This window comes from Bacillus sp. 1A (genome assembly GCF_052682215.1).
On record NZ_JBQYLZ010000001.1, the window covers coordinates 4,032,528 to 4,044,885 of the forward strand.

Here is a 12,358-nt window from a genome sequence, read left to right on the forward strand (position 1 = left end):
TTTTCCTCCTATAAGTTACATCTACTTCGAAGCTCAACTTCATCTTAAACAATAACATTGTGTGAGAGTCAACTGTTTATAACAATTAAATTATATTTCTTTAATTCTTTCCCCTTATACTTACTTCCTTCTTAAGGCTATAAGAATTGATATTAGTCCGGTCACAGCTAATAAAGTTACAATAATACTTGTAAATAAAGCTACATCTGGCGCAAATATTTTAATCGTACGCCAAGGTGAACTTGTACTATAAGTAAGCAGTGGGATGAAAATAATGGATAATAGTAGGGATAGACTCCCTGTGAATAACCAAATTAGTTTTTTTACAGTTTTCATATATTTATACTTTTTAATTAATATGATTGATATTATGAAAAGTATGAGTGTGACTATCAACAAAATAATTTGTGTTAATGGTATGTTTTTAGGGATATCAACCGGTTCTTCTCCATTCAAAATACTAATAATCCCCTTTTTCAATACTGATAGTGCGGTTTCTTCTAATACATGATTTTTATTCGTTAAAATCACACCACCCCAGCCACTTTTATTTAAAATAAATATTTCTGCACGAGCATCGGGCGTTGATCCTGAATGCCAAATCATCGTTTCACTTTCATTTATATTTGTTGTTCTTAATCCAAAACCATAACTTTTTTCTGAATTTATTTTATAAAGTGGTGAAAGATAAAGATCCATGTTTTCTTGCTTTAAGAATTGATCATCCTCTGGCCGATTCAAAAACATAATATATTGAATCATATCTTCTAAATTTGCAGTAATATAGCCATACGGTGCCCCGGCATTATCATAGGACACTACACTTTTTCTTGGAATGCCAAACCAAGACTGATAACCTGTTAAATAACCTTTTTCATATGCAGTTTCTTTACTTGCTGCCGCGCCATTCATATTTAATGGCTGAAAAATATGCTTTTCCATATATGATGAATATGATTCATTTGTGACTCCTTCAATAAGTGCACCTAATACAATATAATTCGCATTACTATATTGATATTTTTCACCTGGTGGAGCAGTTAATTTTATATTTGAAAGTTTCATTACATTTTCTTTTAATGCTGTAGAATTTTTGGATTGCTTATCTGATAATGCTAAGCCCTCATATGTGCTTATTCCACTTGTATGAGTTAGTAGATGTTGGATTGTTATAGTTGAGGATATTTGAGAATCTTTTAGTTTAAACCAGGGGAGGTATCGTTGAACTGGATCCTCTAATTTTATTTTTTTATCTTCTATTAATTTCACTATAGCTAAAGCTGTTAAAGATTTACTTATTGAGCCGATTACAAATGGCGTTTTACTAGTTACCTTTTTTTCAGTTTCTCCAGTAATCCCCATCGTTTTTGTGAAGAATACATCTTTATTATGTACAATTGCAACAGAAGCTCCTGGAATGTTCTGCTCCTTTATAAATTTTTCAATATACTTATCTAATGCAATTTTAATATTTTGCTGAGCATAAACTTTTGAATCTGTAATACATAACATTAATACATTACAAAGAATATAAATTAGAGACATTTTATAGAACGTATTCTTCATTATGCTTTAGACAGCTTTCTTTTTTTATAACTTACTAAACTAATAAATACTACTACAGAGAGCAGAAAACTAATCATTATTAATAATGAATTCCACCATTGATTTTCTGAAATACGATATAAAAGATTATACTGAAATGTATTTTTACTATTAGTTGGATTAAATGATCTAGTTAAAAATATTGTGAATGTAGTTTGCGAGATGAGGTAAGTAATAATTGCGATGAATATGCCGCGTAAGATAGATTTGTTTAATTTCCCCTTTTCATTTTTCAATTGCTTCCTTTTAACTTGTAAATCAACCTCATTTATTTCTAAATAATCTTGAACAAATAATTCAGGTGTACCTAAATCATCTATACTATCTTCACCATGTTCACGACATTCTTGAAAATGTTCTAATATTTGTCGCTTAATATTTTCCCGTTCTTCTAAACTAATATCGTATTGCTTTAATTCCTTAAGTACGTCTATTAAAAATTGCTTTTCTTTACCTATCAATCTATTCCTCATTTCAGAAGGTCTCCTTTCAAACCACTTTTTAATAATGTTTGAATATCAGATTGCAATTCTAACCACTCATTAATTTTCTTCTCAAGACGCATTTTCCCATTTTCATTAATTTCATAATAAATCCTAATTTTACCACTGTCTGTTACTACTTGATAAGTATTAACCCACTCTTGATTTTTCAACTTAGTTAAAATGGGGTAAATACTTCCTACTCCTTTCAATTTTAAATTATTTACTTCAAGTTCTTTCATAATCTCATAACCATAACTTTTCTTTTTTGACAAAATAGATAATACACACATTTCTAAATGACCTTTAATTAAACTTGTTCTATCCATAGGATAAATTTAACAGAAATCTATACTTCATTCAAGTATAGATTTCTGTTAAATCTAAAAAATCAGATAAAATAACAAAGATATTAAATAAGTAAGAACATCACTTATGAACTGTTCTTACCCTTAATAATCACTTTTATAATATAATAACTACATAATATATCAACTGTTCATCACTTTTATTTCTTATATCTGCTCCATATATCTTAGTTGAAATATAGTATACAGGACATAAAATACTAAAAGATTCAATTTCTTAATTTTCACATTAAAAAATTGGATCTTCTTTCATTACTTTATAATAATCATACTGCGTTATTATGAACATTATAAAGAATATACGTTTTATATAAGTTATGTTAATAACACATAAACTAATAAAACTTTACTGATTACTCTCAAGACATTCATAAACCGCCATCATCTCACGTTTATCCAATTCGCGAATGCGATTAAAAATTGGTATTTGCGAAACAGCTTCTGTTAATAAGCTCTCATCCACAACATCATTAACTTTTCCAGTTAACCATGTTTGTACATCCACACCATCATGTAGATTATCTTCTGTTATAACTTTCTTTCCTTTACAAAATGGACATGGATTACTTTTTTTAATTTTATTAATTTGGGTAACTAACTTTTTGTATCCAAACGCTTCGTATACATACGTAAGTTTTTTATATTTACCATTTGTGAAATACTTATCTATAATGTTTTCTCTCATTTCATAAACATTAGGAAAATCACATACAGTTACTTGATTATTAACACTAATGGATTCAATATTTCCTTTTATTTCGTCCCAGAATGGTAAAACATTTTGTAACACTATTTCATATTTTGAAAAGCTTGCCTGTTCTAATTCAAACATTTTCAGTGCAACTTGTGCTTTTCTAGGCAATAAAGAAACATCTTCTGTCAATCTCATATCGCCACCAACTATAGACTTTAATTTATGAAGTGCAGGTAGATCACCGACTACTTTCAATACATCATCAACTGGTTGATTGATAATTTCACGAATATCGAAGTTACCAAATTTAAGGGGTTTATGATGATTTAATACCGTTCCCTCACAAATTGGACATGTCATCATTTCTTTAGAAGACTTAATTTCTTCTTTAATAGCTGCTTTTGAAATAACAATATATCCACCAATAATTGTATTAAATCCTACCCATGTTCTGCGTGTCTTTCCTTTTTTATCGTCAACTACCCCCACTGAAATGAATCATTTCAGTGGGGGCTTGAGTTAGAACGCTAGGTCTTTTCGTCTATCGCTAGACAGTTGACGCTCTAGCATTCATGCCACCTTCCGGTAACACCCAAGGTAAGTTTTTGGTTGGTACTGGCAACGAACAATTGTTTCCCCACTTGCACCACCCTTTCGAAAAAAGAGCAGTTCTCCCTTATGGAAGAAGCCACCACTCAGCTGACTCTGGCGTGTACTACAAGCCCCGACAAGTCGAGTACACATGGATGGTTGACGCACCCACTAAGCTATGCGCGAAGCAACAGCCTTACGTTTTTGCACTTCTAATAGAATCGGCGTTTTCACTTTGAGGTTGTCATCCAATTCTACAACTCTTGATTTTTGCAATGTATTCAATGCACCATTAATATCTGCGTGGATACATGTTCCTTCTTTACTTTTGTACAGACCACGAGTGATTCGTTTGCCGCTAAAGCGATAATGCGTCCTATCATCCTTAGACCAAACTGGAACCAAATCTTTGTCTAGGAAGCTAGCTTTTGAAGTATAGCTTTCTTCTTGTTTAAAAAGTCGGATGCCTTCTTTTATACATTTATTCTCAATTGCCGCAATTAGTTTATGAAACGGGATTTGAACAAACTTTTGATTATTCTTTTTCCCCATATCTGATTTTTGTTTCCAACCCGTGTTATATCCTACGACAATCGTATCTATATCGAATGCTTTCACTTTTTTGAACAACAGGCCTACCGTTTGTGAAATGTAACCATTTATTTGTCGTTCTCGTTTATGCCAAATTGCAGCCATTTGATTCGTTACAACTCGTTTTGAAATTCCGTTTTCAACATTTTTCTGTTGCAGATTACGTATCATTTTATTGAAGTATTGGTTTATGGATTTTAATTTTTTCCCCTCAATTAAAAATGCCTCACCTGTATTTGTCACGCAACTTACTAATCTGTCTACACCTAAATCGCAACTCAAAGCGTTACTCGTAGTCGTGGGTGGTTTCTTCATTTGAGAAACGTGCATTTCATATGTATAATGCACCTCAAAGAACCGACCTTTTTGCTTCGGGACAATCTCAATATAGGAGATTTTTTTATTTCTTAAGTTCTTAGGCATACGTATTTTAATGGAACCGAATTTTTTTCTGAATGCCACACTCATCGGAATGATCCAATACCCGTTATCATCCACTTTTGGAACTTGATAGATTTCAATGATTCGTTTGTCAGTTGAACGAGAATAATTTGGAAACTTAGGACGTCCTGTGAACTTCTCAGGATTTTTCTTCCATTGTTCCAGTGCTTTAAAAAAGCTCTTCACTTCTGTAAATAAAGCTCTACGAATCGCTTGAACAGAGTTTGATTGCATGCCACAGTAGTCATATCGGCTTGCATGGCGGTATCCACTTCTTTTATAGTAGCCATTTTATTATGATTTAAATAACTTTGTTTAATGGTGTACAACCCAACATTTCGCAATGCTTTTGAACTATGTGACATGCGTTGCAGTAAGCGAAATTCTTTAGCCGTGAGACAAGCTCGTCCGATATTTTGTTTCTGCGTGAATCGTTGCATGGTTTCTCTTTTCTTTTGTTTACGTAATACTTTCACTGCTTTCTTTCTAGCCATTGTTTTCACCACCTTTCTTAGAGAGTTCATTCAACTTATTCATTACTTTTGGTGCAAGTAACCAAAAGTAATGAATATTATCCAATTCCGTTATCTTAAGATATATTCCCTCCTTATCTAAGGGCATATTGTATCGTGAGACAAAAAGAAACAAATATTCGCCCAGCAAAAAATTATTATGAAAGAAACAAAAGAGTTCAGCCTTATTGACTGACGGCAATTCATCTCCACCTGAATTGTTGGGTTTTACCCGTAACACAAATCAGATGGAGTCTTCTTGCCGAAAGGGATAAATATTGATATTCAGCCTTTGGTAATAAAGAAACCCATCGTTTTTTTGATTCTTCGCCAATCGTTTGACAAAAAGTTGTTTTACCCGATCCTGATAAATCAGCGATTCCAAACGACTTATTAAATGGAATAGCTGTATCTAATTTATTTATGTTATTAGCAATTAATTGATTTACCTTTCATATTAACCTCTATTCTTATTTTTCATCAAAATCATTTTTAAAATGTAATAATTACACAATAAATATATCCTCTTACGTAATTATTCTCTCACTTCAAGAACCTTACCTTATATATTTCAAACCACTGTTGCCATCCATCTTTAGAAAATTCTTTTTCTTCTCCTTTTAGAACGGAAGAAAAAAGATCTAAACAAATATGCCAACCTGCTATATCTTTCGGTGTATGATCTGTTAAATCATGAATGTACTCTTTAAGAAGTAAAAGAGTCCCACTTTCTTCTTTATGTATTTCAAATCGGACACGATCTTTATCCCAAGTAAATTCAAGTACTGAATTTACTTGACACTCTAAAATATCAATATTTATAAATGAACCGTCCATCATGTCGAACTTTATAATTCCACCTGTTTTAAGGCTTTCAATCTGTAAATTAGACATCCATTTTTTTAACTTATCATTATCTGTTAATACAGACCAAACTTCCTCTATCGTATTTTGAAATCGGCGTTCAAATTTTACAATATACCCATTAGTTAGTTTCCCAATTTCAGCTATCATATTGATTGCCCCTTTATACAGAATGTATGTTCTCACTCTATTTTACACGAATATAAATATAAAATAAATCTTTATGTCAACGAAGTATTAATTTAAAGTTAATGGTAATGAGAAAAACTTAAATATTTTCCAAGTCGAGTTATATAATGTTAAAAAATAATTATCATGTATATCCGTTTCCTTATTAAATATAGACTTACGCACCAATAAAAAAAGCCGCATTTGCGACTCATGAAATTATAGTATTAATCCTTGCTTTTATTGAATGACTTACCGCTTAATCGCATCAACAATTAAAGATGGAAAACCAAGCTTCTCACCTTTATTTCTAGAATCATACCTTTTCGAACGGAAAATAACACCGTCGTTTGCATCCCATTCGTTGTAATAAAACTGACCATTTTCATCACAATATTCAAGTAAAACTACCTCAAATCCAGCAAATTTAAACATTTCCGTTAATGTTTTATAATTATGAACAATTTTATGACTTGCTGCTGGATGATCTTTCGGGCCAGGTCCGCCTATTTGAACTATGTTTTGGTATGTTTCATCTCGGAAAAATGCATCAGGAACACCACAACGAATATGCCCTCCTGGCTTTAAAAATTCATAACAAATTTCAGCTGCTCTTATACCTTCTTCAAAAGTAAGGTGTTCCCATACATGCTCAGCTAAAATAGCTGAAATAGAGTTGTATTCAAATCTTTCTTCCCACGTAGCTTTGTCTAATAAGTTAAGTTCATCTTCTTGTGTTTGAATCCAACCTGGATTATTATTAAACACGCCAGCGCCAACTACTACTTTAATTTCATCTTGTTTTGTTGCCATCACTTTCACCTCGTAAACATTTTAATTTATTAATATATTCTATATTTACTATTATCCTTCCTTCTTCAACAAATTAGGAAAAATATAATGATCGTAATAATAACAAACGAATTAAGGGGAAAATTCAGTATAATGAGTCCCGGACAATATCGAACTCAAACCCTAAAGTTCCCTTCTGCAAAGATCTAACTAACTTTATTGAATCAGTTCATGCTACACAACTATTTTATTTCTTTTGAATACTGTACTCTTTTCTTCAAACGAATAACCCGTACTATTATTTTTATATCTTTCTAAATTTGCGAGCCAAAGTGAGTACTGTACCTGCAATAACCATCCATATGCCCATTGTTGCACTGTTAGTTGTACTGGCACCGGTGTTGGGAAGCTCTTTATATGTAGATTCTTTTTTATCAGAATTAATGCTGTTCGGGATATTACCGTTATTACTGTTATTAGTAATACCTTTAGCTTTGCTAGTGTCTTTATCCTTCACTAATACTTTTTGTATTGCATGTACCTCATTACCTACAGAATCTGTGACACTATATATTATTTCAAAAGTACCAGCTTTAGAGGTATCTACATCTCCTTCATAAACTACTTTAGAAGTAAGGTCACCGTTTTCCTTATCAGTAGCTGATACTCCTACCATTGGATTGAATTGATCCCCCTCAGTAATTGTAGTTGTAGCAGGTACTTTTAGTATTGGTATTTCATTTTTAACTTCATCTCTAACTTTGACCGTTACAGTTTGTTCCGCAGTTACTTTATGACCTTTAGAATCTGTAACTATGAACGTTAATACGTAAGTACCTGCTTTAGAGGTATTTACTTCACCATCAACTTTTACTTTAGAAGTAAGATCGCCGTCTTCTTTATCAATAGCTAATACTTTTGCCATTGGATCAAATGAATCTCCTACATGAATTGTCGTTGCAGTTGGCACTGTTAATGTAGGCTTTAAATCTAATGTTTCTCCATTTCCCTCTACAATTACCGTCTGTGTAGCCGTCGCATTCCCCCCTTGAGAGTCAACGACCGAGTAATCCACAATGTATGTACCTGGTTTAGAAGTGTCTACATTGCCTTTATGTTTTACTTTATTTGTTAATTCACCATCTTCTTTATCAACAGCTTTTACATTACTCATCGGGTCAAACGTATCACCTACACGCAGTGTAATTGTAAACGGTACAGTTAACTCTGGGACTTGGTTTTCTACAGTTTTTTCGTTTTCTTTCACTGTCCCTTTAATTTTCGCTGCATCAAAAGCTTTTTGAACCGTTTCAGCCTCAATTGAGTTCGCCCCATATTTATTTGTTGCAACTTTAAGACACGCTAATCTTAATTCAGAGAAATTAGAAGTCATGTTCAACTCATCAGTATTTGCATAAAAGAAAATATCAAACATTTTATCTTCACCAATACCATTTACAGTTACACCGTTATGAGTGCCACCTTGTGCAATTAAATATGCGACTTTATTAATAATACTTGAGTTGAAATGAACGCCCTCATTATCCTCTCCGTTTAAATTACTGTATTTACTATAATCATCTGGATACGGTACCCCATCAAAAAAATTGATTGAAGATGGATTTTTCATATTACGGAGCACTGATCCCGATTGTTCTCCTATTGTCCAGTTAAATTCCCCATTATTTATATATTTCTCAATAGCCGTTCCCATAATGTCAGATAACGCCTCGTTAATTGCCCCAGATTCTCCGAAAAATTCAAGATTAGATTCGCTAGATGTAACCGCATGTGTAAATTCATGACCCGCTATGTCAAATGCTCTAACCATTGAATCGCCATATATTAGCATACTAACATTGTTAATATTAGCACTAAATGCATTACCCCAATTTTTAGGATCATCTGTTTCTCCAGAATCCCATGCATGTACAACTGATACTACTTTGTTCCCCTTATTATCAAAACTATTACGCTTATATTTATCTTTATAAAAATCATATACCTTTGTTGCTAAGAAATGAGCACTTACCGCCTTTGGATCATTAAATGTTGTTGAAGGGCTAGTTGCTAATATACCAGGATAATATTTTTCTTCATAAGTAATATCTCTATAATTTACATCATACGTCTCAATTCCTTGTCCTCTTGTGTAATCCGCAAGCGCATATTTCCCATTATTTTGTTCAGAAATACCGAATGTACGAATTATACCTAAATCATCTTTACCTGTTCCGGTTAATGATTTGAAATTACTTTTTTTACTCTCCTTAATAGATTCAACATGCTCTTCAGTTACTTTTAAACCTGACTCTTGCACCATATTTTTCAACATATCACCATTATGAGCATTCACTAAATAAGTTCCAGATACATAGTTTGGTGTTGCAGCGGCAAATGTAACTTGATATGCATTGGTAGCCTGTCCATGATTTTCATTAACAAAAATAACTTCCTTAACTTCTGGCTCAGAAATAAATTTAATATCGTTCCCGTACTTCTTATAAATATATTGTTTTGCTTCTTCTTTTGATAAATTACTAGCATTCTTTAAATCTTCTTGTGTTAAATTTTGTGCACTTTCTCCTGAAATACTTTTAATAATACCCTTTTTATCTACATGAGCAGTCAATTGGTGTCCATATACTTCTTTACCTTCATATATTTGTTGCATACGCACAAGTGTAGTCCCATCATAAGAACTACGTTTTTGAACAACGTTGTAATCTACCCCTTTGTCTCCACTAACTTGTTTTGGAGACAAAGCATGACCGGTCTTTTCCTTAAGTGCATCTTTCACTACATTCTCTGGCGTCTTTTGTGATGGTTGTGTAAGTTCACCTGTACGGAACGAATCCTCTTGAATTTCAACTTGCATTTGATCCGTTTCTTCTGCATAAGCTACTCCATATGGTGTTACACTTGTTAAAACTAATCCTGTTGTTAATGCAACTATAGCTATTTCTTTTTTATTCTTCATTTTATTTTCCTCGTATAATTTCCTAAAATATGAAACTGCTTAAATGTATTCCTATCAAAAATAGAAAAATATAAAGTACATTACACAAAACCGTATTATAAAAAGATGACTTCTGTCATCAACAAAAGTCACCCCTTCGATATGTCATATCCCTAATATGTTTTTAATGCATACTTTCTATATGAAAAAGAAAAAGTATTCTTTAACGAGCGTTTTGCAATACTTTTATTAGGTCATTTATATTTTCAACTTTTTGCTGAAACTGATCAAGCCTGTTATGTAGCAATGAAGGATTCTTATCTTCAGTTGAAATAACTTTTTTTAATTCTTGTTCTAATTTATCATATGTATCAAAGAAATTATCAAATTCTACACTTATAAGTTCTTCATTTTCACGATAAAATCTTTTTGCTTCTATATAAGTCATATATGATTTATTTAAAAACCCTAATGAAATTAAATATTTAGAAGTGTTTTCTTGATAAATAGCAATATCACATGCTATTTTAATATCAGAATAAGTCTTTTGAACGAAACAATGCAATTCAAAAATCTTAAACTTTAATCCATTATTCATTTCATTCCCTCCCATCCTATCTATTCTACATAAAAAAAGAATATTATACAAAGTAAAATATCAATATAGCACAAAAATAAAAAGCGAAAGAATGACTCCTTTCGCTTTTTATAATAATACATACATTTCATATTGTGCTAATGAATTCTTTTCAAATCCAGTTTTCTTTAAAAATCCTTCCAGTAAATTGTTGTTTGGAAACCCAATTGATAAACTTGATACATTTAAGTTTTCTGTTGCTACTTGTAATAATTTTGATCCAATACCACGATTTCTATAGTCTTTGTCTACGAAAAGAAAACTAATTTTACCTTGTTCATTCATACATATAGAACCTTTTAAATCATTATCGACATATGCACCATAAAATGTATTGTTTGTTTTTTCGATATAATCCATATCATTTTGCCAATTTATATGGAAGTGTAACCATTTCTGAATTTCAACTTTAAAAGCTGGAAATTCTAATTGTTTTACTTTAATTTCCTTACAATCTTTATTTATTATTTTAGTCATATCTTTTAAATTATAATAAGATAGATCGTACACTTTTTCATAGCCTAATTTCGTATAAAAATGAATCGCTCGGTCATTGCCTACAATGACTTCAAGAAAAAGTTGCTTACACTCATTTTGAAGCGCCTCTTCTTTATGCAGTTCAAATAATTTTTGACTCACACCAATACCGCGGTAATTAGGATGAACCGCTAATGTTCCACAACGCATTGTTTTTATGTTTTCATAATCCTTTATCCCGCCAAGTATTACACCAACAGATTTGTTACCGTCTAAAGCAAGAAAGGAATGTTTTAATGAATTCCCTTCTGGTCCCAAAAACCTTTTTATAAAATCTTCTTTTGAAACTTCCATTTTAATAATGTAATCTGAAAATCCATCTTTAAAAGCTTCATACACGAAATCTATACTTACTTCACTGCATCTTTTGTATTGAATCATATAAAATTCTCCCCCACTTACTCGTGTTAAACTTAGCATTTTAATACGTAAAATGTACTATTTCCACTCTACCCATCATTCTTTAACATTTAATTTGAAATAAACGGGCACTTCCCTACATATCTCTCACTGTTAATTTGTTTTATAACAAATGGTGCAATATCACTATTTTGAATTTTGATTCCTGGCATATCTACTAAACTCTCTTTTATATCTCCAATGCTCTTCCCTTCCATAACAAATGGTAATCTAACAATTGTCCAATCTATATTACTACCTTGAATAGTTTGCAATTCTTTATATTTATCTTGCATCATCTTTGATAAAAATACTTTAAACAAAGTAGCTCCTATTTTATTTACAATTCCCTTTTGATCTCCTGTAACATCTAAAGAACCTCCAGAAATTAGTATATATCTTTTTATTTCAAATTCTTTCATTGCTTCTAAAATATGCTTCGTCACTGTGCTAAAAATATAAGATTCATTTTTTGGTTGACCTACCGCATTAATTACAGCTCGACAACCTTTAAGTAATTTGCGTATTGAAGAAAAATCACGTGCATCTCCATTAATAATCTCTAAATTTTCATTTGTTATTTTGATATTATTAGAATTTCTTGTTAATATTTTTACTTGATATCCCTTTTCTAACGCTTCGTTTACAAGGAATTTCCCGGCTTTTCCGTTTGCACCTAGAATAGCTATTTTATTTGTACTTTCCAATATTAACCCCT

Annotated in this window: 9 protein-coding genes and 3 pseudogenes; all 12 read right to left on the minus strand. The window is 31.7% G+C overall.

Annotated elements, in window-relative coordinates:
* Positions 1 to 120: 120 nt before the first annotated feature.
* Positions 121 to 1,566: a serine hydrolase domain-containing protein gene (locus tag ACUN0F_RS20630; RefSeq protein WP_445540053.1), complete on the minus strand. Its 1,446-nt coding sequence runs from the start codon at positions 1,564 to 1,566 to the stop codon at positions 121 to 123.
* A complete protein-coding gene (locus tag ACUN0F_RS20635) occupies positions 1,566 to 2,078 on the minus strand; it encodes a hypothetical protein (protein WP_445540054.1) in 513 nt (170 codons plus the stop codon). Before ACUN0F_RS20635 ends, ACUN0F_RS20630 begins: the two co-directional genes overlap by 1 nt.
* Positions 2,075 to 2,416, minus strand: coding sequence for a PadR family transcriptional regulator (locus ACUN0F_RS20640; RefSeq protein ID WP_445540055.1), 342 nt, complete (start codon positions 2,414 to 2,416; stop codon positions 2,075 to 2,077). The genes ACUN0F_RS20635 and ACUN0F_RS20640 overlap by 4 nt, the downstream gene beginning before the upstream one ends.
* A 385-nt stretch (positions 2,417 to 2,801) precedes the next feature.
* Positions 2,802 to 3,623 (minus strand): annotated as a pseudogene (locus ACUN0F_RS20645) (excinuclease ABC subunit UvrA); the annotation flags it as partial.
* Between the two features lie 288 nt (positions 3,624 to 3,911).
* Positions 3,912 to 5,266, minus strand: a pseudogene (locus ACUN0F_RS20650) (RNA-guided endonuclease TnpB family protein).
* Positions 5,267 to 5,556: 290 nt separating this feature from the next.
* A pseudogene (locus ACUN0F_RS20655) lies at positions 5,557 to 5,721 on the minus strand (ATP-binding cassette domain-containing protein); the annotation flags it as partial.
* Positions 5,722 to 5,827: 106 nt separating this feature from the next.
* Complete coding sequence (locus ACUN0F_RS20660; RefSeq protein ID WP_445540056.1) at positions 5,828 to 6,298, minus strand: SRPBCC family protein; 471 nt, start codon at positions 6,296 to 6,298, stop codon at positions 5,828 to 5,830.
* Positions 6,299 to 6,568: 270 nt separating this feature from the next.
* Positions 6,569 to 7,129, minus strand: a complete 561-nt coding sequence (locus ACUN0F_RS20665) for a class I SAM-dependent methyltransferase (protein WP_445540057.1) — start codon at positions 7,127 to 7,129, stop codon at positions 6,569 to 6,571.
* Positions 7,130 to 7,412: 283 nt separating this feature from the next.
* Entirely contained in the window at positions 7,413 to 10,088 is a 2,676-nt protein-coding gene (locus ACUN0F_RS20670) for a M4 family metallopeptidase (protein ID WP_445540058.1), read from the minus strand.
* 202 nt (positions 10,089 to 10,290) lie between these two features.
* The gene (locus ACUN0F_RS20675; protein ID WP_001059012.1) at positions 10,291 to 10,665 is read right to left on the minus strand and encodes a hypothetical protein; all 375 of its coding nucleotides are present in this window, start codon (positions 10,663 to 10,665) and stop codon (positions 10,291 to 10,293) included.
* Positions 10,666 to 10,773: 108 nt separating this feature from the next.
* Entirely contained in the window at positions 10,774 to 11,622 is an 849-nt protein-coding gene (locus tag ACUN0F_RS20680) for a GNAT family N-acetyltransferase (RefSeq protein ID WP_445540059.1), read from the minus strand.
* A gap of 89 nt (positions 11,623 to 11,711) precedes the next feature.
* Positions 11,712 to 12,347 carry an SDR family oxidoreductase gene (locus ACUN0F_RS20685; RefSeq protein ID WP_264461604.1) on the minus strand — a complete coding sequence of 212 codons (636 nt, stop codon included), beginning with the start codon at positions 12,345 to 12,347 and terminating at the stop codon, positions 11,712 to 11,714.
* Positions 12,348 to 12,358 lie beyond the last annotated feature (11 nt).

Excerpts from the sequence above, each read along its gene's own strand:
- ACUN0F_RS20680 (WP_445540059.1), bottom strand. The coding sequence starts at position 11,622 with ATGATTCAATACAAAAGATGCAGTGAAGTAAGTATAGATTTCGTGTAT.
- ACUN0F_RS20635 (WP_445540054.1), bottom strand. The coding sequence starts at position 2,078 with ATGAGGAATAGATTGATAGGTAAAGAAAAGCAATTTTTAATAGACGTA.
- ACUN0F_RS20670 (WP_445540058.1), bottom strand. The coding sequence starts at position 10,088 with ATGAAGAATAAAAAAGAAATAGCTATAGTTGCATTAACAACAGGATTA.
- ACUN0F_RS20660 (WP_445540056.1), bottom strand. The coding sequence starts at position 6,298 with ATGATAGCTGAAATTGGGAAACTAACTAATGGGTATATTGTAAAATTT.
- ACUN0F_RS20640 (WP_445540055.1), bottom strand. The coding sequence starts at position 2,416 with ATGGATAGAACAAGTTTAATTAAAGGTCATTTAGAAATGTGTGTATTA.
- ACUN0F_RS20630 (WP_445540053.1), bottom strand. The coding sequence starts at position 1,566 with ATGAAGAATACGTTCTATAAAATGTCTCTAATTTATATTCTTTGTAAT.
- ACUN0F_RS20675 (WP_001059012.1), bottom strand. The coding sequence starts at position 10,665 with ATGAATAATGGATTAAAGTTTAAGATTTTTGAATTGCATTGTTTCGTT.
- ACUN0F_RS20665 (WP_445540057.1), bottom strand. The coding sequence starts at position 7,129 with ATGGCAACAAAACAAGATGAAATTAAAGTAGTAGTTGGCGCTGGCGTG.